At 34.3% G+C, this 24,574-nt stretch carries 21 protein-coding genes, 1 tRNA gene and 1 pseudogene; 3 read left to right on the forward strand and 20 right to left on the reverse strand.

Annotated elements, in window-relative coordinates:
- Nucleotides 1-12: 12 nt before the first annotated feature.
- Entirely contained in the window at nucleotides 13-1,092 is a 1,080-nt protein-coding gene (locus STRUR_RS08695) for a PTS sugar transporter subunit IIC (protein ID WP_006740421.1), read from the reverse strand.
- A gap of 173 nt (nucleotides 1,093-1,265) precedes the next feature.
- Complete coding sequence (gene uvrA / locus STRUR_RS08700) at nucleotides 1,266-4,088, reverse strand: excinuclease ABC subunit UvrA (RefSeq protein ID WP_006739981.1); 2,823 nt, start codon at nucleotides 4,086-4,088, stop codon at nucleotides 1,266-1,268.
- A gap of 178 nt (nucleotides 4,089-4,266) precedes the next feature.
- Here uvrA and STRUR_RS08705 point away from each other — a divergent pair, with 178 nt between their 5' ends.
- Entirely contained in the window at nucleotides 4,267-5,211 is a 945-nt protein-coding gene (locus STRUR_RS08705; protein ID WP_006738931.1) for a magnesium transporter CorA family protein, read from the forward strand.
- A gap of 23 nt (nucleotides 5,212-5,234) precedes the next feature.
- Complete coding sequence (locus STRUR_RS08710; protein ID WP_006738492.1) at nucleotides 5,235-5,900, forward strand: DUF1129 domain-containing protein; 666 nt, start codon at nucleotides 5,235-5,237, stop codon at nucleotides 5,898-5,900.
- A 66-nt stretch (nucleotides 5,901-5,966) separates the two neighbouring features.
- Here the strand turns inward: STRUR_RS08710 and STRUR_RS08715 are convergent.
- The 18 genes and pseudogenes from STRUR_RS08715 to tig all read right to left on the reverse strand — a co-directional run bounded on the left by STRUR_RS08715 (nucleotide 5,967) and on the right by tig (nucleotide 23,522).
- Nucleotides 5,967-6,052, reverse strand: a tRNA-Leu gene (locus STRUR_RS08715).
- Between the two features lie 53 nt (nucleotides 6,053-6,105).
- The gene (locus STRUR_RS08720; protein WP_006740172.1) at nucleotides 6,106-7,032 is read right to left on the reverse strand and encodes an alpha/beta hydrolase; all 927 of its coding nucleotides are present in this window, start codon (nucleotides 7,030-7,032) and stop codon (nucleotides 6,106-6,108) included.
- 63 nt (nucleotides 7,033-7,095) lie between these two features.
- Entirely contained in the window at nucleotides 7,096-7,803 is a 708-nt protein-coding gene (lrgB, locus tag STRUR_RS08725) for an antiholin-like protein LrgB (RefSeq protein ID WP_006740285.1), read from the reverse strand.
- Nucleotides 7,804-7,824: 21 nt separating this feature from the next.
- The gene (gene lrgA / locus STRUR_RS08730) at nucleotides 7,825-8,274 is read right to left on the reverse strand and encodes an antiholin-like murein hydrolase modulator LrgA (protein ID WP_006739100.1); all 450 of its coding nucleotides are present in this window, start codon (nucleotides 8,272-8,274) and stop codon (nucleotides 7,825-7,827) included.
- 127 nt (nucleotides 8,275-8,401) lie between these two features.
- The gene (locus STRUR_RS08735; protein WP_006739589.1) at nucleotides 8,402-9,130 is read right to left on the reverse strand and encodes a LytR/AlgR family response regulator transcription factor; all 729 of its coding nucleotides are present in this window, start codon (nucleotides 9,128-9,130) and stop codon (nucleotides 8,402-8,404) included.
- Nucleotides 9,130-10,884 carry a sensor histidine kinase gene (locus STRUR_RS08740; RefSeq protein WP_006739046.1) on the reverse strand — a complete coding sequence of 585 codons (1,755 nt, stop codon included), beginning with the start codon at nucleotides 10,882-10,884 and terminating at the stop codon, nucleotides 9,130-9,132. The genes STRUR_RS08735 and STRUR_RS08740 overlap by 1 nt, the downstream gene beginning before the upstream one ends.
- A 69-nt stretch (nucleotides 10,885-10,953) precedes the next feature.
- Nucleotides 10,954-12,558, reverse strand: coding sequence for a CTP synthase (gene pyrG / locus STRUR_RS08745; protein ID WP_006739714.1), 1,605 nt, complete (start codon nucleotides 12,556-12,558; stop codon nucleotides 10,954-10,956).
- A 367-nt stretch (nucleotides 12,559-12,925) separates the two neighbouring features.
- The gene (locus STRUR_RS08750) at nucleotides 12,926-14,662 is read right to left on the reverse strand and encodes a thiol-activated cytolysin family protein (protein WP_196792587.1); all 1,737 of its coding nucleotides are present in this window, start codon (nucleotides 14,660-14,662) and stop codon (nucleotides 12,926-12,928) included.
- A 35-nt stretch (nucleotides 14,663-14,697) separates the two neighbouring features.
- The gene (locus STRUR_RS08760) at nucleotides 14,698-15,183 is read right to left on the reverse strand and encodes an NAD glycohydrolase inhibitor (protein WP_006738505.1); all 486 of its coding nucleotides are present in this window, start codon (nucleotides 15,181-15,183) and stop codon (nucleotides 14,698-14,700) included.
- A gap of 6 nt (nucleotides 15,184-15,189) precedes the next feature.
- Nucleotides 15,190-15,834 (reverse strand): nicotine adenine dinucleotide glycohydrolase, encoded by a 645-nt coding sequence (locus tag STRUR_RS12160; RefSeq protein WP_040832804.1) that lies wholly within the window; start codon nucleotides 15,832-15,834, stop codon nucleotides 15,190-15,192.
- Nucleotides 15,835-15,900: 66 nt separating this feature from the next.
- A complete protein-coding gene (locus STRUR_RS12165) occupies nucleotides 15,901-16,530 on the reverse strand; it encodes an NADase-type glycan-binding domain-containing protein (RefSeq protein WP_006739950.1) in 630 nt (209 codons plus the stop codon).
- 368 nt (nucleotides 16,531-16,898) lie between these two features.
- The gene (gene rpoE, locus STRUR_RS08775; RefSeq protein ID WP_006739698.1) at nucleotides 16,899-17,477 is read right to left on the reverse strand and encodes a DNA-directed RNA polymerase subunit delta; all 579 of its coding nucleotides are present in this window, start codon (nucleotides 17,475-17,477) and stop codon (nucleotides 16,899-16,901) included.
- A gap of 136 nt (nucleotides 17,478-17,613) precedes the next feature.
- Nucleotides 17,614-17,892: pseudogene (locus tag STRUR_RS11930) on the reverse strand (UDP binding domain-containing protein); the annotation flags it as partial.
- A gap of 481 nt (nucleotides 17,893-18,373) precedes the next feature.
- Nucleotides 18,374-19,129, reverse strand: a complete 756-nt coding sequence (locus tag STRUR_RS08785) for a tyrosine-protein kinase (RefSeq protein WP_006738926.1) — start codon at nucleotides 19,127-19,129, stop codon at nucleotides 18,374-18,376.
- Nucleotides 19,130-19,141: 12 nt separating this feature from the next.
- Nucleotides 19,142-19,831: a Wzz/FepE/Etk N-terminal domain-containing protein gene (locus tag STRUR_RS08790; protein ID WP_006740429.1), complete on the reverse strand. Its 690-nt coding sequence runs from the start codon at nucleotides 19,829-19,831 to the stop codon at nucleotides 19,142-19,144.
- 8 nt (nucleotides 19,832-19,839) lie between these two features.
- A complete protein-coding gene (gene cps4B, locus STRUR_RS08795; RefSeq protein ID WP_006739959.1) occupies nucleotides 19,840-20,571 on the reverse strand; it encodes a capsular polysaccharide biosynthesis protein Cps4B in 732 nt (243 codons plus the stop codon).
- A complete protein-coding gene (gene cpsA, locus STRUR_RS08800) occupies nucleotides 20,572-22,035 on the reverse strand; it encodes an LCP family glycopolymer transferase CpsA (RefSeq protein ID WP_006738939.1) in 1,464 nt (487 codons plus the stop codon).
- A gap of 203 nt (nucleotides 22,036-22,238) precedes the next feature.
- A complete protein-coding gene (gene tig / locus STRUR_RS08805; protein ID WP_006738454.1) occupies nucleotides 22,239-23,522 on the reverse strand; it encodes a trigger factor in 1,284 nt (427 codons plus the stop codon).
- A 195-nt stretch (nucleotides 23,523-23,717) separates the two neighbouring features.
- On the opposite strand from tig, the gene STRUR_RS08810 reads away from it, so the two are divergent.
- Nucleotides 23,718-24,560, forward strand: a complete 843-nt coding sequence (locus tag STRUR_RS08810) for a mechanosensitive ion channel family protein (RefSeq protein ID WP_006740145.1) — start codon at nucleotides 23,718-23,720, stop codon at nucleotides 24,558-24,560.
- Nucleotides 24,561-24,574 lie beyond the last annotated feature (14 nt).

Here is a 24,574-nt window from a genome sequence, read left to right on the forward strand (position 1 = left end):
CTACATTACTTATTATTCAGCTTCTTGGTATTTAAAAGCAATATGAGTTTGATAAAGGTTAACCATTTTATCAAATACGACGTAAGAAACAATTGCTGAAACTGTAGGGATAACTAACCAAGCTAATAGTGTCTCAACTAATGAATTTCCAGCTTTAAGTCCTGCTAAAGGTCCTACCATACCGACAAGTCCAAATCCTGCAGAAGCTGGGGTTCCTGTAATATGAAAAATTGGCACAGACAAACTTGAAACCATTGCCGTTGTTAAAATTGGGCAGAGAATAATCGGGTATTTGAAGAGATTTGGCATCATCATCTTCATAGATCCCATTGCAATCCCAAGTGTCACACCTGAATTATTCGTTTTCCATGAATGAACGATAAGTACTAAAGTTGTACTTGCTACACCCATTGTTGAAGCACCTGCTGCGAGTCCAAAAAGTCCTACCGCAATCCCTAATGACACCGTAGATACAGGAGTAATAATCAGTACCGCGAACATACAAGTAATAAGCATACTCATAAGGAAAGGTTGAAGCGTTGTGAAATAATTAATGATATCGCCAATAGCAAGCGTAATAAAACTAACACTTGGAAGGGTATAAAGTCCAATAAGTCCAGCCAAACTACCAATAACAAGCGGTATCAAAACCAATTCTGCAGAACCAAAACGTTTTTTTACCCATTTGATCATTAAAATTGCTACCGTAGCTGTTAACATGGTATTAGTGATATTTCCTTGTCCATTACCAATCAACAAAGTAGCTGCTTTCCCTGCCTTATCAAAATAAGTTTGACTGTTTCGGGTAATAACACCAGAGCCAACAAATGCTGCTCCAGCAACAGTCATACTCCGAAGCGAATCTAATTTAAATTGGTGCGAAATGATGGCACCAATAATCAGAGGCGTTGCTAGTTGAAAGATTTTGACAACAGTGATTAAGTTAGTTCCTAAGGTAAATCCAGGAAAGTATTGCAAAATAGTTGCTAAGATGGCATTTGGAATTAATCCAATAATAATCCCAAGTGCTGTACCATTTAAGACTCTAAAAAAGAAAGCCTTGGGTGAAACATGGGAAAATTGTGCATCCATTTGCATACCTCCTAAAAGCCCCATTTACTGGGATGTTCTTTCCATTATAACAAGTCAAATTCTAATGTCAATACAATTTTGAAAATTTTCTGATTTTTCCACTAATTTAATTGACACTAACATAAGCCATTATGCAAATAGAAACACCAAGCTTTATAATAAGCTTGGTGTTTTTATAGTTTCATTTTTAGATAGTGACCCGTAAAACTATCAGGATTTTTAGCAACTTCTTCTGGTGTTCCAGTGGCGATAATAGTTCCACCACCAACACCACCTTCAGGTCCTAAATCAATGATATGATCTGCCGATTTGATGACATCTAAATTATGTTCAATGACTAAGACAGTATTGCCATCATCAACAAAGCGCTCCAGAACTTTTAATAATCTCGCTATATCATCTGTATGGAGTCCAGTTGTCGGTTCATCTAAAATGTAAAAACTCTTACCCGTAGAACGTTTATGAAGTTCAGAAGCTAGTTTCATACGTTGTGCTTCTCCACCTGATAAGGTTGTCGCTGGTTGGCCTAATGTCACATAACCCAAGCCAACATCTTTTATGGTTTGAATTTTTCGTGCAATTTTTGGAATTGACGCAAAGAATTCTAAGGCATCACTTACTGTCATGTCCAATACTTCAGAAATATTTTTATCCTTGTAGCGAACTTCTAATGTCCCTGAATTATACCTTGTTCCATGACAAACCTCGCAAGGGACATAAACATCTGGTAGGAAATGCATTTCAATCTTGATAATACCATCTCCCGAACAAGCTTCACACCGTCCACCTTTAACATTAAATGAGAAACGTCCTTTTTTGTACCCTCTGATTTTAGCTTCATTCGTTTGTGCAAATAAATCACGAATATCATCAAAAACACCGGTGTAGGTAGCTGGATTAGAACGAGGTGTCCTTCCTATCGGACTTTGATCAATATCAATAAGGCGATCTAAATGTTCAATACCAGTAATAGATTTATATTTACCAGGTTTTTCTGAATTACGATTTAATTTTTGAGCGATGACCTTTTTCAAAATACTATTTACTAAGGTTGATTTACCAGACCCTGATACACCTGTCACAGCAATAAACTTACCAAGTGGAAACTTGACATCAACTGATTGAAGATTGTGTTCTGATGCTCCTTTTAGTTCAATAAAACGGCCATTTCCTTTTCGTCTTTCTTCTGGTACTGGGATAGCTTTCTTACCTGACAGATACTGTCCAGTAATTGATTTTTTTACTTTTGAAACTTGTTTGGGCGTTCCTGAGGCGATAATCTCGCCACCAAATGCACCGGCACCAGGTCCAACATCAATTAACCAATCAGCTTGCATCATTGTGTCCTCATCATGTTCAACCACGATTAAGGTGTTTCCTAAGTCACGCATCTTCTTAAGACTCTCAATTAAACGATCATTATCCCTTTGATGCAGTCCAATAGATGGTTCATCCAGTACATAAAGAACACCTGATAAGTTTGATCCAATTTGCGTTGCTAGTCTAATACGTTGGCTTTCACCACCAGACAATGTTCCAGCTGCGCGTGATAGAGTGAGGTAATTTAAGCCAACATTATTTAAGAATGTTAAGCGGTCTCCAATTTCTTTAACAATTGGTTTTGCAATCGTGTTTTCATTATCTGTCAGTTGTAATTGATTTAACCATTCCAAGTGATCAGCGATTGATAATTCAGAGAGTTGACCAATGTTTAGACCTTTTTCACCACCAATTTTTACAGAGAGTGCTTGTTCATTTAAGCGATACCCATGACATTCTGGACAAACCAATTCATTCATGTAACCACGCATCACGTTTCTAGTGAAATCACTATTTGTTTCATGATAACGACGATTAATATTTGTCAGAATACCTTCAAATGGAATGTCAATATCGCGTTCTCCACCAAAATCATTAATGTAGTGAAAATGAAATTCTTTTCCATCAGAACCATTTAAAATAAGGTCTTGGTCTTCTTCACTCAATTCTTCGTATGGCCTATCCATATCTATTCCAAAATGAAGCATGGCTTGCTCTAGCATTTGAGGATAATAATTTGATGAGATTGGATTCCAAGGTGCAATAGCCCCTTCTCTAAGTGTTTTTGACGGATCTGGTACAACTAAATCCTTATCCACTTCTAGATTCATCCCTAAACCATCACAAGTTGGACAAGACCCAAATGGTGCATTGAAAGAGAATAGTCTTGGTTCCAATTCTGGAACTGTAAAACCACAAACTGGACAAGCATAATGCTCAGAAAATAACAGTTCATTGCCATCCATGGTGTCAATAATCACATAACCATCACCAAGTCTTAATGCAGCTTCGATGGAATCAAAAAGACGACTTCTAATCCCATCTTTATTGACAAGTCGGTCAACAACGACTCCAATATTATGCATCTTGGTTTTAGAAAGTTCTGGAACTTCAGCGACATCAAAAATATCACCATCGACACGAACTCTGACATAGCCATCTTTTTGAATTTTTTCAAAAATCGTTTTGTGTTGTCCTTTTTTTCTTCTAACGATCGGGGCAAGAATTTGCATTCTTGTTCGTTCTGGAAGTTGTAGGACATTATCCACGATTTGCTCTACAGAAGATGCCGTAATCGGACCATGACCATGAATACAGTATGGTGTTCCTACACGCGCATAAAAGAGTCTGAGATAGTCATTAATCTCAGTAACCGTTCCAACTGTTGATCTAGGATTTTTACTAGTTGTTTTTTGGTCAATAGAGATGGCTGGACTTAAGCCATCTATCGAATCAACGTCTGTTTTTTCAACATTACCTAAAAATTGTCTAGCATAGGCTGACAAACTCTCAACATAACGTCTTTGTCCTTCGGCATAGATGGTGTCAAAGGCTAAGCTAGATTTTCCAGACCCTGACAAACCTGTCACAACAACCAATTTATCTCTGGGAATTTCGACATCAATATTTTTTAAATTATGGGCTCTGGCCCCACGAATGGTTAATTTATCTTGCATAGCTAGCGACACGCGCCTCCCTAATTAATAATGATTACATTATACCAAAATTTTAGATAAATCAGTTGTCCAAAAAATCAACATTTATAGTATAATAGTACAGTATGATTCATTTGAGTAACTATTTGACATTTTCTCAAATATCACAAGAATAACAACGACAAAGGAGGGTATAAGCATGAGACAAATGTTTTTGTCTTCAGCATTAGAATTCAAAGAAATCAGTACCTTTGAGCCAGGCGCTTGGGTAAACTTGGTAACCCCCTCCCAGGAAGAAACGACTGCTGTTGCCCAAGAGTTTGATATTGATATCTCTGACTTAAGAGCACCTCTCGATGTGGAAGAAACATCTCGTATTGCAATTGAAGATGATTATACACTTATCATTGTCGACGTTCCGACTTATGAAGAGCGTAACAGTAAGACATACTATGTCACAATACCTTTAGGCATTATTGTTACTGAAAATGCGGTAATCACGACTTGTTTACAAGAATTAACCTTATTTGATCATTTTTTCAATAAACGCGTTAAAAATTTCTACACTTTTATGAAAACACGCTTTGTTTTCCAACTCTTATATCGAAATGCTGAGCTTTTCCTTAGTGCCTTGAGGACAATTGACAGACAAAGTGATCGCTTGGAAGCACAACTTGAAGCCGCTACCCGAAACGAAGAACTCATTGATATGATGGAGTTGGTAAAATCCATTGTCTATCTTAAAGCATCGCTAAAATTCAACGAGCGGATTGTCAAAAAATTATCCAGTAGTTCCAGCTCTTTAAAAAAATATATTGAAGATGAAGATTTACTAGAAGACACACTGATCGAGACCCAACAGGCCATTGAGATGGCAGGTATCTATGAAAATGTCTTAAATGCAATGACTGAAACAACTGCTTCTATTATTAATAATAACCAGAACACCATTATGAAAACTTTAGCCTTGATGACAATGGCTTTAAATGTTCCAACAGTTATCTTTTCTGCCTATGGTATGAACTTTAAAAATAATACCATGCCATTTAACGGGTTAGAAAATGCTTTTTGGGTAATTGTTTTATTAGCCGTAATCGGATCATCTTCAGTAGTCGTATATTTTATCAGAAAAAATTGGTTCTAAGCCAAGAAATCAAAGAGGATTTTATGAATATTCAAGAATTAACAAGAAAAAATCAAGATTTTGTCAACATTGCGACACACTATCTCATCCAAGATGGAAAAACAGATCAAGAAATTAAAAGCATCCTAGAAGCTGTACTTCCTGATATTATCGAAAATCAGAAAAAAGGAATTCCTGCTCGCAGTTTTTTAGGTGCTCCAACAACTTGGGCAAGCCAATTTACAGCTAAAACAATTGAAGCCAATAAACAAGAACAACCTAAAAATGACAATCCTTGGTTAATGTGGTTAGACACATCACTTCTCTTTACTGGATTTGTTGCATTATTAAATGGCCTAATGTCTCTTTTTGGTAACAATGGATCACAAACTGGTCTCTTATCGTTACTTGCTTTAGGTTTTGGTGGTGGTGCATCTATGTACCTAACCTATTATTTTGTTTATAGACATATGGGTAAGCCAAAAGATCAAAGACCACGTTGGTATAAAATTATTGGTTATCTTGTCTTGGCTATGGCAGCATGGATTCTCATCTTCTCAGCATCAGCGCTCTTACCAGCCGTCTTAAACCCTAAATTACCTGCTATTGCTTTAATTATTATTGGTGGTATCGCATTTGCACTTCGCTATTACCTTCAAAAGAAATACAATATTCTCAACGCAATGGCACCTCAACAAGTTCAAAAATAAAAATCAATTTATTGGTTTTTATTTTTTTTGTAAAAAAAAAGAGCTAGCCCAATGACTAACTCTGTTTGCGGAAAGGGGGACTTGAACCCCCACGACCTAAAGCGGTCACAGGATCCTTAGTCCTGCGCGTCTGCCAATTCCGCCATTTCCGCCTATTCCTTAGCAACATCACTTATTATATCAACTAAGTAGAATAGTGTCAATATTATTTTACATATTTTCTTAAAAAGCGCTCTATGTGTTCTTGATAAGCCTTAGGTTTTGTTTGAAATGACCTTGCATGCTTTGCTCCTTTGACTATGTATAATCCTTTAGGACCTTTGGTCGCATGATAACTATCATAGACCATGCTGGTTGGTACAAAATCATCTTTACTGCCGTGAATAAAGAGCATAGGAATTTTATTTTTGCCCAATTGTTTAACAGAGCTTGCTTCTTTATAAGAAAAACCTGCTCTTATCTTGGAAAGTAATGAAACTTCATATAAAATTGGAAAAGCTGGTAAATGATACATTTCTTTTGCCTGAAATTTGAGTTCATCCCAGACACTTGAATAACCACAATCTTCAACAATAGCAGAGACTTGTTTAGGTACGTTTTCACCACTAGCCATCATTACTGTTGCTGCTCCCATAGATAGACCAAACCAAGTAATCTGATCATTAGGATGATCTTTAGCTAAAAGTTTTGTCCATTTGATGACATTAAGACGATCATTCCAACCATAACCGATTAGACTACCCTGGCTTTGACCATGAGCCATATTATCTGGCATCAAAACATTATATCCCATTTGATGGTACATCCAAGCATAAGCTTTCATATTAGCTTTACTATTAGCAAAACCGTGAACGATAATAGCTGTTTTATTAGACTTTTTTGCTGCCGGAACATACCAAGCTACTTGTTTTAAGCCTTGGTTAGTCATTTTTTTTGTGGTCTTTGGAAGGTTATCAAAAGCTTGATCGTAAGAATACAAAGGATCATTTTTTGAGCGTTGACCATTAGAAATAAAACTTTTTTCAGCCCTTACTTGAGCTACATGGAAAAAATAAAAGCTAGCACCAACACTCAATCCCAACACTAGCACCAAAAGTGTTACAAAATACTTTGATAATCGAATCTTTTTCATAAAAAATATTGTCACATAATTTTTTAAAAAAAGCAATAGCAAAAAAAGCCCTTGGGGGCTTTTTTATAAGAGGATACCACTTAACATTGGAACCACCACTGAGACAATAACACCAACAATAACGAGTGCAATTGAACCCATTGACTCTTCAACTTGACCAAACTCTTGAGCTGCTGAAACACCTAAAGCATGGCCTGCAGTTCCAAGAGCAAGTCCTCTTGCAATCGGATCATTGATTTTGAAGAGATTGATAAGAGGTTTGGCAAGTGCGTAAATGATAACCCCATTAAGAATACAGGCTAATGATGTTAATTCACCAGAACCACCTAAAGCAACTGAAGTTGGCATTGCAATAGCTGTTGTTGCTGCCTGAGGAAGCATTGAAGCTGTTACAATTCTACCAAGGTGGAGAAGTGTTGAGATGAAATAAATACCATAGACTGCAATCACACTGCCTAATGTTATGCCACCTAAAATTTGGAGCCAGTATTTTTTCAAGACTTCTCTTTTACGATAAAGGGGAATAGCAAAACAAATGGTTGCTGGTTCAAGGAAGAAACTGATGACTTGACCACCTTTATTGTAATCCGCAAATGAAATACCAGTCGCTTTTAAAGTAGCAATCCCTAGTACCATTGCGACAAATAAAGGTGCAAATAAGAAGAATCCTTTAGTCATTTTAAACAATAATTGTCCAATGAAGAATGTTCCAACTGAGAGTAGAACTCCAAAAATAGGTGATTCTTTTAAAATAGCTACAAATGCATCCATCGTAATCTCTCCTTACCTTTTTTATTTTATATAGGCTTGATTAGTAGCCATACCTTTTTGTGATTTTACTGAGTCTTTATAGTTGTAAGCATTTTTTGATTTGAAAAATGATTTGGGTTCAAATTGCAAAATCACTTGTGTCATCCAACCAGTTGCTACTAGTAAGATTATGGTTGATGCAAATATTAGAATCATATCTAAAATAAAATGTGCTTTTAGAAGTCCAAGTGAATTGATAACAGAAACTCCCGCTGGAACAAAAAACAAACCAATGTTATTAACTAAGCTATCACCAACACGTTCAACTTGTTCTAACTTAATGATGTTAAAAGATAAGGCCAAAAACATAAGAACCAAACCAATAACAGATGCTGGCATAATAAATGGTAACAAGTGTTCAATAACTTTTGAGATTAGAACAATTGTTCCAATAACAACCGTTTGATAGATAGTTGAGTATGTCTTTTTCATGATGCTTACTCCTTTTTCTTTTGCTTTGATGACTTTATTATAGAAAAAAAGAACCTGAAAAGGTTCTTTTTGGAATAAAGCGCATTCATTTTGGTATGAAATACTATCTCAATAACATAAAATGCATCTACAAGCCCAATCGCTCTTTAAATTCTTTTAGATAAGATCGACTAACGGGAACTTTCCCATCATTAACCATTGTCACTTGATAAGTGTGATTAAACCAAGGTTGAATTTCCTTGATTTCATCTTGGTTAATGATAAAAGCACGGTGTACCTTAAAAAAAGTACTATATGGTAGTAACTTTTCAATTGAAGACAGAGTGGAATGACAGGTAAATCGACCTTTTTTAGTATAAATGGTTGTTTCTTTTCCTTGAACTTCACAATAGTAAATATCCTTATAGGCAACTAAGTAGATGCGTTCATCAGTTTCAATTGTTAATTTACCACTTGATTGTTCCTTTTTTTCTGAATGTTCAATTGGTCGTTTTTGCTCTAGAGCATTAGCAGCCTTTTCAATAGCACGATTTATTCTTTCTTGTTCAAAAGGTTTTAACACGTAATCTAAAGCATTGACCTCAAATGCTTCCACAGCATGATTATCATAAGCAGTTGCAAAAATAATTAACGGTGCATTGGGAACTTCACTTAACTTATTTGCCAAATCCAATCCACTTTCATCCGTCAAATGAATATCTAAAAAAAGTAAATCTGGCTGATGCACCAATATTAATTGAAAAGCTTCTTCGATGGAATCCCCTTCAAAAATCTCAGAAACCTGACTAGTTTGCTTTAGCAGATAAGATAATTCCATACGTGCTAAAGGTTCGTCATCAATAATTCCAACTTTCATTATTCAACCTGCTCTTTCATTTGTAGTGGCATCAGAATCTCAAATTGAGTCCCTTTTTCTGATGATGATACGTTAAATCCAGCTTTATCACCATACAAGCTTACTAGTCGTCTGTTCAAGTTTTCTAGAGCAGACCCTGTCCCTTTTGAGGAGGTAATAACTTCTTTTCCTAATTTTGGTAAAATGTCTTTGGAAATGCCATTCCCATTATCCATAACTTGAAGCTTAAGTTGATTATGCTCTGAGAGCATTTTTACAATAACTTTATTATCTGTTTTTCGACTAATAAAAGCATGTTTTAAGGCATTTTCAACGAGAACTTGCATGACAAAAGGTGGTAGATAAGCTCCTTGTAGCTTTTCAGGAATGTCCAAATCAACTTGATAACGATTTGGAAATCTGGCTTGCTCAATAGTCAAATAAGCCTTTAAATGACTAACCTCTTCTTCAACTGTAATGGTCTTTTGACGCGTACTTGTCAGATTTGAACGGAAATAGTGACTTAGTTGTAAAAGGAGGTATCGAGCCTTTTCACTATCAATTCTTATTAAAGCTGATATGGTATTTATAGCATTAAATAGAAAATGTGGGTTGACCTGAGCTTGCAAAGACTTTATCTCAACATCTTTTAGTAATCCCTGTTCAATAGCCATTTCACCCAGTTCCAGTTGACTTGAAAAAATATTGCCTAACCCACTTGCCAATTGTTCCTCCACATAGGTCAAATCATCTGGATCTGTAAAGTAGAGCTTAAATGTTCCAGCAACTTTATTTTTGACATATAAAGGAACAACGATGGCTGCAGCTAGTGGACAATTAGGATAATGGCAACCAATTTCTTCTTTGTGTTTGACGACATGAATTTTCCCAGTTTCAATGACCTCTTTGGATAAGTCTGTAATGATTTTTTTGGAAGGAATATGATGATCACTAGCCGCACCAACATGAGCTAGTATGGATTTTGTATTAGTGACGCTAACTGCGGAGACTCTCATAAATCGTTTGATTTCTGTCGCTGCTTTTTGGGCTGATTCAGGAGTCAATCCCTGTCTAAAATAAGGCAGTGTTTTATTGGCCAATTCCAACACGTCATGTGTCTGAACAGCTTTTGTACTTTCTTCTTGCTTTAATGTTCCAACAATAATAGAAAGAAAAATACCAGTACCTAAAGCATTAACAAAAACCATAGGAATAGCTATCGTTTGAATCAGCGACAGTGCTTGTGTCTTATCGGGCATAAAAAGAGATATGCAAAGCATCTGGATAATTTCCATCAATGCGCCACATAAACTCCCCTGCCAAATACTAGGATAACTTTTTTTCTTGAGACTTATCCTGCCAAGAAGACCAGAAAACAAACCAATCAAAATGGAAGAAATAAAATAGGTGTACGGTGCACTTCCTCCTTGTAACCAACGGACCGTCCCCGATATCAAACCAACAAAGAAACCAACAAATGGTCCTCCAATCAATCCTGACATCCCTATTGTTAAGGTTCTTGTATTAGCTATTGATGTATGAGACGATAATGTCACTAAACCACCACTACCAGGATTAGAAGGTGCATTGACAAGGACACCCGTAAAGTTACTGATAATCGCAAAAAAACTAAAAGTGAGTATCAATACCCAACGAACTTTTAAATTGTCTCTTTGAGACATCATTTTCTTATAAAAAGGGCTAATCATTAATAGATTAGCCAACAAAATTATTAATCCTACGCGTTCAAGCAAGGGTAAAAATAATGAAATCATAGACTACCTCTAAAAAATATTATACATGGATGTGTTTTGGCATACAAGTAAATATTTTTTCTAAAAAGACTATGCTTTATTTTCAACAGCTGCAGTTACAAAAGCAGTGTAAAGTTCTTCGGGACGATTTGGACGGCTTTGTAATTCTGGATGGTATTGGGCAGCCACAAAGAATTTCTTATCTGGTAATTCCACAATTTCCATCAAACGATTATCTGGTGAAACACCTGAGAAGACAAAGCCAGCCTCTTCAAATTGTTCACGGAATTTTGTATTAAACTCGTAACGATGACGATGACGTCGTTGCACGACTTCTTGATTATCATATGCTGCAGCAGCTTTTGAGCCTTGTTTTAATTTACATGGGTAAAGGCCAAGTCTCAACGTTCCACCCATATCTTCAATATCAATTTGGTCACGCATGATATCAATAACAGGGTATTTCGTTTCAGGATCTAATTCTGATGAATTAGCATTTTCAAGTCCTAATACATTTCTAGCAAATTCAACACATGTTAATTGCATACCCAAGCAGATACCCAACATTGGAACATCATTTTCACGCGCATAATGAATGGCTTGAATTTTACCTTCTGTTCCACGATGACCAAATCCACCAGGTACAATGATACCGTCTACATCTCCTAATAGGTCAGCGACATTTTTTTCAGTGACATCATTAGCATTAACCCAGTTTAAGTCAATTGCAGAATCATTTACATATCCTGAGTGTTTCAATGCTTCAACAACTGATAGGTAAGCATCTGGAAGCTCAACATATTTACCAACCAAGGCAATCTTAGTTGTTTTCTTCAAGTTCATGACTTTATCAACCATTTGAGTCCACTCAGTCATATCTGCTTTTGGCACATCAAGTTTTAGGTGATCACAGACAATTTGATCCATTCCTTGCGCTTGCATATTAAGCGGAATTTGATACAAATGTTCAACATCACGAGACTCAATCACAGCTTCAGGATTAACATCACAAAATTGAGCTAATTTGTTTTTAACATTTTGTTCAACAGGTTGTTCTGTTCTGATAACAAGCATGTTAGGTTGAATCCCTAAACCACGTAATTCTTTAACAGAATGTTGGGTTGGTTTTGTTTTCATTTCACCAGCAGCTTTTAAATAAGGTAATAATGTGGTATGAATGTACATCACATTGTCAGAACCGACATCTGCTTTCATTTGACGAAGTGCCTCTAAAAATGGCAAACTTTCAATATCACCTACTGTCCCACCAACTTCAGTAATGATAACATCAGAATCAGTCGTTGTTGCTGCACGTTTGATTTTTTCTTTTAAAGCGTCTGTGATATGTGGAATAACTTGAACCGTTGCGCCTAAGTATTCACCTTTACGTTCTTTTCGAAGAACTTCACTATAAATTTTTCCTGTTGTCACATTTGAGTATTTATTTAAATTAATATCAATAAAACGTTCATAGTGACCCAAGTCTAAGTCAGTTTCAGCACCATCATCAGTAACATAAACTTCACCATGTTGGTATGGGCTCATTGTTCCTGGGTCAATATTGATATAAGGATCAAATTTTTGAATCGTTACTTTTAAACCACGGTTTTTCAATAATCGACCAAGACTGGCTGCAACGATACCTTTACCGATAGATGAGACAACACCACCTGTCACAAAAATATATTTTGTCATTGTTAAAACTCCTTCAAATAGAAAATAAAATATAAGTCACTTAGTCTACTTATCTTACAATAAACGTAAAAGTATCCTTTTTAAAAAATCGAAATTGCCTACCAATAATAAGCCATAGACCTCTCATTGATAAGTCTTTAAAAATGCTTGAGGAAAAAATAAAAATAGCTCCCTACAAGTAGGGAGCTTTTTCATTGACCTCATAAAGAGGTGCCCGAATAATAATATAAACTATAATTACTTTTTTGTCAATCTTTTATTGGACTATAATTAACTAACTTATGAGATTTGTTGATAATCAGTAAATCTCAAAATATCAGATAGATTATTACCATGATCTTATTGTTTACAATCATAATAGTGCTGTCTAATTTTTATACTCAATACTTCCTCCAGGAGAAAGCGTTGTACCCCATAGACTGACTTCAATTTCTTTTGCTAATTTAACATTTTGATCATCAAGGACCGTTCTCCACCATTCCCAGGCTAAGCCTGTACATTCTCTAGCAAATACTTTAATGTTTCGAGCATTTGCAGGAAGTGGAATTACCGTTGAAAATGGTGAGGTTCTATCTTGATAATTGCCATCCCATGATTTCTTTGTCAAGATTTCCTTACCTGCTGCATCATAGTCAACCTCATCCCATTGAACTCTGAATTGTGCAACAAAGCCACCTTTATTAATAAGTTTCATTTTTCCACTATTGTATTCAGTAGTCGTTGTTTCGACATATTCACTTCTATTATTGACTCCAGCAATTTTATTGTTTTTAAGAAAAGTACTTGTATATGAGATAGGATATGCTGGATTTATACGACTAAAGGTTGCATTATCTTTAATCACATTTCTGATGACATTAAAATCTTTAGTGACTACTTTATTATGTTCTGCCGCATCACCACCTAATACTAATGCGGTAAATGAACTATTCTCTAAAATATCTGAATATTTCCCAGTTTTTTTAACATCTGTTCCTTTAAGAGCTGCACTAAATGCTGCTTCAACATCAAGACTCTTAGAACTTGTTTCTAGTTTTACAAAGACTGTTCGACCATAGGCGACATTACTTACAAACAATGGTGGTGCAGAATTGCTGACACCTTTTTTAACTAATTCATCAAAGCTAACAGATTTATCAAAAACAGCTGCTGGATTGTTAGGAAGTGTTGCTGATACGGTATAAAAGATTTGTTTATAAGCAGCAATCATGACCTTCTTTTCACCTTTTGAGATAGATTTAAAATCAACTCCCAATGTCCCATCTAGGATTTTACTATTAACATTTAAAGCTGCCTCAACTTGGGATTTTGAGTAAACCATCGTTTCAGAATACTGTGTACGAGCAGGTAAACTATTACCACCTGAATGATTATCATGCCATTTATTAACAAGCTTATCGATAGTCGTTGAAACATTTGCATATGTAGGATTTTCCACTTCAGCTGTAGCTGCATCTCCCATACCTGGCAAATCAATATGAATCGTTTGTGGTTTACGTTTTGTGATTAGTGCATCAGGTTTATTTTCAGTAAAATTTTTATTAGTCAACTGAAGAGCCCCTGGATAGGTACGGTCAGTCACAGAATCAATGATAGAAATATCGACTGGTGTTGTATTAATGTCTTTTTTCTTTCTTTCAACAACAATAAATTTATCTGCCTTTTTCTTTCCTTCTTTAGGAACGAAATTTTCAACCGTTTCTCCATTTTTTGCCAATACTTCCAATTCATTATATTTCAACCCATAAATACCATCATTTAAAGCATTGGTGTGATCTTTTTCTTCATTCTTTTTTGTTTCTTCTTTGCTTGATTCCGTTGGTACTTCTTTAGGTTTAGTATGAATCATCTTATCTGAATTAAGCATCTTATCTTGCTTAGGATTGTCAGCCATTTTTCCTAAAGTGGTTTCATCTGACATTGTATGTCCTTGTTCAGTACCAGTAGAACTTGAGCTACTATCACTAGATGTATTACTTACAGATGTGTCACTAGCAGATGTAGGCTCTGAAGGCTTATTATTGGATTCAGCACTTGCTGTTGCAAGATTACATATGATGGCTGCTACAGATAATACAGCAGCTACTTTACTATATTTTCTTATCTTTTTTTCATTGACTTTATATCCTTAATCTTAGTTTAGAATGTTTGTAAAACTCTCTCTAACATATCAAACAAACTGTCTTTATATTGTGCAAATTCTCCAACTTGATAGGTTTTCATTTTGTTTACTAAAGCAGTATCGTCTATCGCTTTTTTGATATTGGATAAAATGGGTTCTTGTTCGATTATGAAAGGAACAGCTTCATAGTATTGAAGTAACATATTTTGAGAGTTGAGAAATAGTAAGGCTTGATAGATCTGAATAGGATCATTACTCGTAGACATATTAAGAAGTGTCTCTTGTGTCAGATCTTTGATGTCAGTCTTTCCTTGTAAAAATACGGGATAAAGACAATATTCTAAAATAAATTCAGTATCAGAGATGTCAGACATCAATGATTCTCGATTGTTTAGTCGGTATTTCTTATCTTGACCAACAAAATAACGGGTTAATGTCTCCTTATCAAGTGTTTTGTTAAATAATGGTATGTACTTTTCATAACCACTTGGACAGTTATACATGGTTACCTACTTTCTAGCTTCCAATAGTTTAATTTTAAAATGACCATCAACTTGTTTTCGCTCACCTTTAGGTGTAATAATCTTTGGATTAACAATTTCATAGTAGCCTTTTGATTTGATAGCTGCTAATACTTTTTTCGAAGAAATACCTTTGACATCAATTGAAAGAAAGATGAGTTCACTCTCAGAATTTTGAATATTTTTACCGGCAAATGTCTGACATCCTGGAATATTTAAGGAGCTAGCTCCTGGGGTATCCCCGTTTGCAGTCCTGATAAATCCTAATTGATTAATAGTTTTAGTAAGTGTCGCATCGTATTCAAATTGATAAGCGCCATCATTGTATTTCCCTTTATCAACACCCTTAATCTCTTCAATTTCTTGTAAGGCTTTTAAGGCTCCTTTATCATCATGAAGATGAGCATTATCCTCAGCAATACTTGTGACAAACAGCCCATGTTCTTGTCTACCAATTGAATAACCTCTACTTGGATTGTCAAATGCAGAAATCAAGTCTTTTTTACTGATAACGTGTGATGCACCTGATTCTAAGTATACTTTTTTGAGATTTTCAACAAATTCTTTTTTATAATGATATTGACGACTTTCATACATTCTGTAGTATTCTGCTCTAGAAGAAACAGCTGACATAGCAATAGCTTTATCTGCGTACTGATCTACATACTTAATGAATTCTTCAGCTTGTTTATCAGTTACCTATTTTTCTCTCAGTTGGTTGAACTTATTTTTAAAATGGTGTTTTTCTAAATTCCCAAAAGTCACTTCAGAGACAGCTAAGGTATTTTTTTGCTTCCCTTTATGGACAGCCGTCACTTCTATTTTGACTTTATTCACATCGACTTTCTTATTTGGTTCGATGTTATGAGGCTTTTGGGTGTAACCATCTTTAAATTCAACTTGTTGGACTAATACTAATTTATCCTCATTGAAATAGCTGATTTTAGCCTTGGCAATACGATTTTTGTTATAAAAATTTTCTTTACTAGAAACATCACCATTTGTGATTAGTATTCTTGCGATATGTGTGACAGCATCAAATTTATAAGATAATACTTCTCCAACACCACTTCCCAGAGAATTTTCTTCCCAAGCTGTTTTCATAGAACTATCCAAAGTATGTGTAATACTTTTACCATCTTTAGCGCTAGTTACAGAAGCTTCTACAACATTTGTCGAATCATAGGTCTTTTCATTTCGAGACTTACTATTATTTTCTTTCAATGTATTAGAATTTGTTTTATTTGATACTTTAGTAGAATCAGCAAACACTTTATTTTCTAATAGTTGAGTATTGGTTATTCCTACAATAAAAGCGGTAATAATCATTAAAAACACTATTTTACATATATTTAACTTTATTAGTTTAATCAAATTATCCTTTAACTATTTTTTAATAATATAAAATAAATATATGTTTTTATTGTCTTTTTGTCAATATCTTTTTGCGACTCTAAAAATCCTTATTTGTTTTCTCACACCGAACAAGAAGTTAACAAATGGATGCAATCTCGATAAGATCGAGTGTTTGCACAACTAAGAAGCGAGGGATAGAAATGTGTCTCTCTAAAAAAATAAACAAAAAAAAGAGAACAACTTCTCGTTCTCTTTTTTGTTTATGTGATAACTTTTCGGTTTAAAAAGTTTCAATGTATTGAGCTAAAACATTCTGCCAAGAAAATGTTTTAGAGCTTCATTTATTCTTCGTCTTCTTCCTCTTCTTCATCGTCATCATCTTCTTCGTTGATTTCGACTTCTTCGTCAATATCTTCATCTGGGATGATTTCGTTTAATTCTGAGTCATAAGATTCCACTTCAGATTTTTCATCGTCAGGATCTTCTTCTTCGTACTCAACTTCTTCAGTTGGTTCTTGGAAATCTTCGTCTTCTGGATCATCGTCATTGTAATCAATGGCATCTTCGTCGCCATCCATAAAGGCATTAACCCGTTTTTTCTTACGTTTGCCTGATCCTTCTTCCGTTTCTTCTAAAGTAATGATTTCTTCATCAATCTCGTCAACTGCATACCAAGAACGTAAACCCCATTTGTTTTCACCTAATGGAATAAAACTTCCATCAGTATTTAAATCTGTGTAGAAAAATGGTAAGGCTTCTCGAATAGCAGAATCAGATTTTCCTAAATAGTTTTGAATTTCATTGACAAGATCACTAAAATACATATCATTGTCACGGCCACGCACTTCAAGAATAGCACGCGCAACTTCAATCATTGATAACTCACTCTTTTCTTGTCCAGCAAATACTTCTAATTCCAAGGCAGTTCTCCTTATTTTATCATTCCCTACTATTTTACGCTAAAATCATCAATTCGTCAAAAGATTTATAGGACTTTATCAACAAGATTAGCGAAATAAAAAATAATACCGTTAGCAATTATTTTTTAAAAAAAGACTAATCTCTGCGGAAGATATCTCTCGTATAGACTTTTTGAACAACATCATCTAGACTCGAATCATATCTATTTGCGATAATTGCTTGAGACCGAGTTTTAAACTGTTCTAAATCATTAACAACGCGACTGCCAAAGAATGTCGAATCATCTTCCAATGTTGGCTCAAAAATAATGACTTTGGCTCCTTTAGCTTTGATACGCTTCATCACTCCTTGAATTGAAGATTGTCTGAAATTATCACTATTACTCTTCATGGTTAGACGATAAACACCTATAATATCAAATACAATTTTTGTATGGTAATTTTTATTTTTGTAATTTAAGGCCTGGTTAACAAGAGAATTTGGTGGAAGTAATATCCATATTAAATCATAGCTACTATCTAGTCTTTTAAAAACATCTCTTGCAAATTTAGAATGAGAAGAAAGTCTAGCCAAAGATAAATTCTTAATATATGGCTTTGTTTTGACAAAGATAAAATGCTCCTTTTTACCTTTTCGTTTTGATTTTTTTATATGTCTAAAGTCAGAAGAAAAAACAGACACATGGTTCCCATTTTCAATGAAATAACTGACTAAAAGATCAACTCTGTGTTCATAAGTATCAAAACAATTAATAATTGCTAATCATCACCACATCAATAAAGTATAAAATAACCCTCTTTTGACTTCTCTTCATTCTCTAAACTCTCTCAAAACTGATACAAACTGATGTTTTTTCGCAACATCAATCACTTCTGTATATTAATTAATACGAATTCTATTTTCTTCTACGTGAAGCTTTTCTACTTTTCTCATTTTCTTTACCATATGATCCATAACTACCATAGGCACCATAAGCTCCATAGCCACCATAAGCTCCATAGCCACCATAAGAATCCACTGTATTTTCAACTTTATTTAAGATAATTCCCAAGAAAGTTGCGCCACTTTGTTCCATTTGGTCTTTTGCTTTTTGAATGAAACGTTTTTTGATAACTCCTTCTTGCGTTACTAAAATAGAAGCATCTGCCTTTTGTGCAACAATAGCGGAATCAATAACAAGACCAATTGGTGGTGTATCAATGATAATATAGTCAAAAATACCTCGTAGGGTCTCAATCATTTGATTAAAATGCGCATTTTGAAGTAAGGTTGTTGGATTAGGTGGTACTTGTCCAGCTGGGATAACCATTAATTTATCAATATTGGTACTAACAATCACTTTTGAAAGTTCTGTATTTCCTGATAAGTAGCTTGATAAACCTTCATATTTACTGTCAGACTTAAACGTACCTGACATAACCGAATTACGAATATCCGCATCGATTAACAATGTTTTCAATCCTGCTTTTGCTAATGAGATTGCTAAATTAACAGATGTTGTTGACTTTCCTTCGTTGGGTTGAACAGAAGTCAATACAATTACTTTTAAATCACGTCCGCTAAATTGGATATTGGTACGAATGGTATTGTAGTATTCTTCTGCAGTGTTATATAATTCTTGTTTTGATCTGACTAATTCTAAATGTGACATCGATAGCACCTCTTACATCTTGTCTGTGTTTGGAACGATACCTAACAAGGTCATTCCCAAGACTTCTTCAACATCCTCAGGACGTTTGACACGGTCATCTAAGACTTCTTTTAAGATAATAACAACAATTGTCATTAAGCCACCAATCAAGACCCCAATTAAAGTATTACGTTTAATATTTGGTGATGATGGTGACGTTGGCAACTCCGCATTTTCAAGAGGAGTGACGTCTTGTACTTTTGTAACGGATTTGATTTTTTCAGAAGCCACTTCACGAACTGAGTTAGCTAAAGTTTTAGCTTGTTGTGGATCATGATTCGTTACTGAAATTGAGATAACGCGGGTATCTGCTGGTATCGTCACAGTAATCATCTTACTCAATTGTTCAGGTGTTAAGGTAACATTGTTATTAGCAATAACATCCTTCATCACATCACGAGATGTAATAATTTCTTTATAGTCATTAACTAAGTAACCACCAGCTTGTAAATCAAGTGCTGTTAAGTTATCCGAATTTTGTTGGTTAATAACATATATACGCGTTGACGATGTGTAAGATGGTTTAATGAGAAAAGCACTTACTAAAAGTGTTAACACGCCAACAAATATGGCCATAAACAAAATAAGTGTCTTTTTCATCCATAACTTTTTCAAAAGACTTAAAACGTCAATTGCAATTGAGGGTGTCTCATTTGTATTCATTATATCTCCTATAAAAACTCATTATCAATCCATGTTTTAGGATTAGTTTCAAATAATTTTGTGGCTCTTTTCAAACCATAAGTCTCTTCAATTATTTTTCTTGCTTCCTCCATAAATGGAGGTCTCTTTTTAAGGTTATGCATATCACTTGCTACGCAATGTACCAAATCTTCATCAAGAAAATATTTTACTCGTTTTTTGAATACTTTTAACCTATCACCAAATAGTTTTGCTTTTAAAACATGAGCACTATTTATTTGAGTATAGCAACCCATATTAATAAGTTCGCGTACCCTATCTTTTTCAAAAGATAAGGCATCATAACGTTCAATATGAGCAACTATTGGTGTGACACCAAGCATCAAAACTTGTGACAAAGCAGAATGAATCTCTTTCCACGGTGTTGTCATCGAAAACTCAATCAATGCAAATCGGGTATCATTCATCCTTGGTACACGATTGTGTTCCAATTTTTCAAGAATATCCCTTGTGAAATAAAGCTCGCCACCATATAAAATGGTTAATCCATCGTACATTTTTTCAGCTTCAAACTTTACCTGACTAAATTTATTAAAAATATCATCCTCAGGTGTTTCAAACATTCCCTTTCTACGATGAGATGTTGATACGATTGTTCTCACACCTTGTCTGTAACTTTCTCCAATCAAAGCTAAACTTTCATATATTGTTAATGGACCATCATCGACATCAAAAACGATATGTGAATGAATATCGAACATTTACTCTCCTTTCATCGTTGCTTTTATAGCTTCTTTGGCTTTAGCGACACTGTTATCGTCAAGTTTATACATGTAAAGAGCAGACCCTGGCATAGCATAAGAAGATAATTCCCCAGTTGAACCTGTACCTGTAACATCCTGTGAGTCAACAGTAAATTTTGTTTTACTTTCTAATTGACTATTAGCCATTGACATCATTTGACTTAAACTTAAATTTGTCTGTACTGAATTTTGTAAGCCTGTGGCAATTGATGAAAATTGAGATAATGAATTAATAGACGTCAACTTATTAATTATGGCTTTAATCACTTTTTCTTGATTTTTACCACGATCATTATCGCCACCTTCAAGTGCATGTCTTTCTCTCACAAATGTTAGTGCTTGTTGTGAATTTAATGTAATATTTCCTTTAGGGTAATTATAACCACCTGCAGAGAAGGCTGTATCATTATCAACTTCAATACCATTTAACAAATCAATCAGATTAATAAATGAGGTAAAATTAATTCTTGCATAATCATCAATAGTAATGTCATATAGATTAGCAAGTGTTTTCATTGATGTTTCAACACCATAGATACCAGCATGTGTCAATTTATCATATTGATTAGCGCCACCATCTGGAATTTTCACATATGAATCTCGAGGTGTTGTCGTTAATAGAATTTTATGTGTGTTCATATTTACGGTAATAATAATATTGACATCTGAACGTGAAACCGTAGAAATTGGGCCATAGGTGTCAATACCACTCACATAAATATTGTAGACACCTGAAGTGTTTGTTTTTGTCTTTGAACTCTTGATATTTCGTTTAATAGTGTAACTATATAGGGTTTTGACTTTATCTGCATAATTACTATCATTTTGCTCAATTAAAGACAAATAAGCACTATTCATGACCATTGCTTCAGAAGTTCCCGCAACTAAATGATTATAAGCAGTAAGATAAGAATCAACACTATTTGTCTTTAAAGTCTTATTTTTCTCTTTTTTCAGTTGTTTCTTAAGAGCTTTGATATTACTTGCATCTGTATCAGTTGGTGCTTCAGCACTCTTGACATCACTGATAGAGCTGATTTGACTATCTTTTGGGACAACAACAGACATTTCAATTTCTGAAAATGATGCGGTTTTATTCATTTCACCAGTAAAATCAATGGTCGTTTTAAAAGCAAACAACATAATAGCAAGTCCAATATTTGCTATTATCAAAGCTATCATTGTTAACAACTTTGCTTTTTTTCGAAATAACATAACCAATGTAAAGAAAAAAAGAAATAATAAAATAGCACTAATCACAATATTAAGATGATGAAAAGCCAAAAAGTTATAGCTATACATCATAAAGCTTACAATAATAGATAATATTGTAAATAATATTAATAGTGCTAAATTAATTATTCCAAAATTCCCATTTGATGATTGTTTTGATTTTTTCTGATTTCTTCTTTTAGAAGCCATAGTTTACCCCAAATTTTTAAAAACTTAATAAATTCATAAAATACAGTAAAATTATGCCACTATAATAGATACAATGCAATTTAATATCGAGTAGTCAGTTATAAGATTAATTTATATCTAATTATTTAGATACTTCGTAAACATATGAGAAAATACAAAAAAAGAGAGCAAACATCATCACTCTCTTTTTGTATAATTATTTTTTATTTTACTTTAGCTGAGCTAGTAATAACTTCTACTGCTTTTTTCATTGCAATATCATGTTTTAACATTTCTGGTGAAAGTAATGAACGAACTTGATCAACAGGCATATTGTATTCTGTTGCTAAATCGTTAATTTCTTTTTCAATCTCTTCATCTGAAGCCTCAAAACCTTCTGCTTTTGCGACTGCTTCGATAACAAGATTAGTTTTAACACGTTTGTCAGCATCAGCTTCGTATTGTTTGTGTAAATCTTCTTCACTTGTTCCAGTTAATTGGTAGTACATTTCTGGAGAGATACCTTGACGTTGCATATTGCTCATGAATTCATTCATTGAACGATGTACTTCATCATGAACCATTTCTTCTGGCAATTCAACAATTTCAGCATTTGAAACAGCTAATTCAATTGCAGCTCCTTCGACAGCATCATCATATGCAATTTCTTTTGCTGACTCTAACTCTTTACGGTATTTGGCTTTCAATTCGTCAAGTGTGTCAACTTCTTCGTCGATATCTTTAGCAAGTTCATCGTCTAATTCTGGAACTTCTTTTACCTTAACTTCATGAACAGTTGTTTCAAATTTTGCAGCTTTACCAGCTAAATCAGCAGCTTGATAATCTTCTGGGAAAGTGACATTAACTTCAACTTTTTCACCAGCTTTTGAACCAACTAATTGTTCTTCAAATCCTGGAATAAATTGACCTGAACCAAGTTCTAGTGAGAAGTTATCACCTTTACCACCATCAAATTCAACACCATCTACAGAACCAACAAAGTCGATAACAACAGTGTCACCTTCTTCAGCTGCACCATCTTTAACAGCTAATTCAGCGAGATTTTTACGTTCACGTTCAACTTTTTCATCAACTTCAGCATCTGTAACTTCTTTTGAAGCTTCAACTTCAACAGTTAAATCTTTATAGTCGCCAAGTTTTACTTCAGGTTTTGTGACAACTTCAGCTGAGATTTCCCAATCTTTACCTTTTTCCATTGAAACAACATCGATTTTTGGTTGTGCAACAACATCTAGTTCTAATTCTTCAACTGCAGCTTCATAAGCACCTGGTAAAACAATATTTAAAGCATCTTCATAAAGAACTTCTTCACCAAATTTTTGGTTAAAGATAGCACGGGGCATATGACCTTTACGGAATCCTGGTGCATTAACATCTTTTTTGACTTTATTGAATGCTTGATCAAGAGCTGGTTTGATTTCTTCTTGACTGATTGTAAATGTAATAACGCCACGATTTGTAGCTTTGTTTTCAAATGATGTAGACATTAAGTCATTTCTCCTTAAAATAATTTCGATACAGTTCATTCTATCATAATTCAATAGCTTTTTAAAGTTTTTTTATACTTTATCCTAAACCGTTTTCTTAGGATAAAGAATCTACCTCAAAGTGTCATTAAGTAAAAAAGAGTTTTTCTTTTTACTCTTTTTTGATACACTAGAAATCACAAGAAAGGATTTTCAATGACCTATATTTTAAAATATCTTGATCACATTAATATTGAACAATTAATGGTCAATATTATTAATAAAATCATCTCTCTAGTATTAATATTCATACTTTTTCTTATCATTAGATATATTATCAATCTCGCTTTTGAAAAAGCTTTAAATAATTCTTTTGCCTTTACCCATCAAACAGAAGCAAGAAAAAAAACACTCTTAAAGCTAAGTCATAATATGCTCAATTATTGCTTATATTTCTTTTTAGCTTATTGGGTATTAAGTATTTTAGGTGTTCCGGTATCAAGCCTCCTTGCTGGTGCAGGAATTGCTGGTGTGGCCATTGGGCTTGGTGCACAAGGTTTCTTATCTGATGTTGTCAACGGTTTCTTTATCCTTTTTGAAAATCAATTCGAAGTAGGCGATACAGTGAATATTGTCAATATAGATGGTATTATTGCTAATGTTGGTATTAGAACTACTCAAATAAAGGGATTTGACGGCACACTGCATTTTATTCAAAATCGTAATATTACAGTGGTGAGTAACAAATCTAGAGGGAATATGCGTGCCTTAATTGACATTCCTTTATATACTACTGCTAACTTAGAACAAATTACTTCTATCATTGAAAAAATCAATCAAACTGAAATATCGAAATTTCCTGAGATTGTTGGCGAACCAAGTATTATCGGACCTCAAACGACTACAAATGGGCAATTTGTCTTTAGGGTTGCTATTTATACAACAAATGGAGAACAATTTAATGTTTACCATGAATTTTACCAAAAATACCAATCTGCTTTGTTAAAAGCTAATATCCCACTTCCTACAGCTCATATTTATAGTCAACAGAATAACTAAAAAGACAGTCAATT

It is taken from the genome of Streptococcus urinalis 2285-97 (assembly GCF_000188055.2).
GTDB classification, from domain to species: Bacteria; Bacillota; Bacilli; order Lactobacillales; family Streptococcaceae; genus Streptococcus; species Streptococcus urinalis.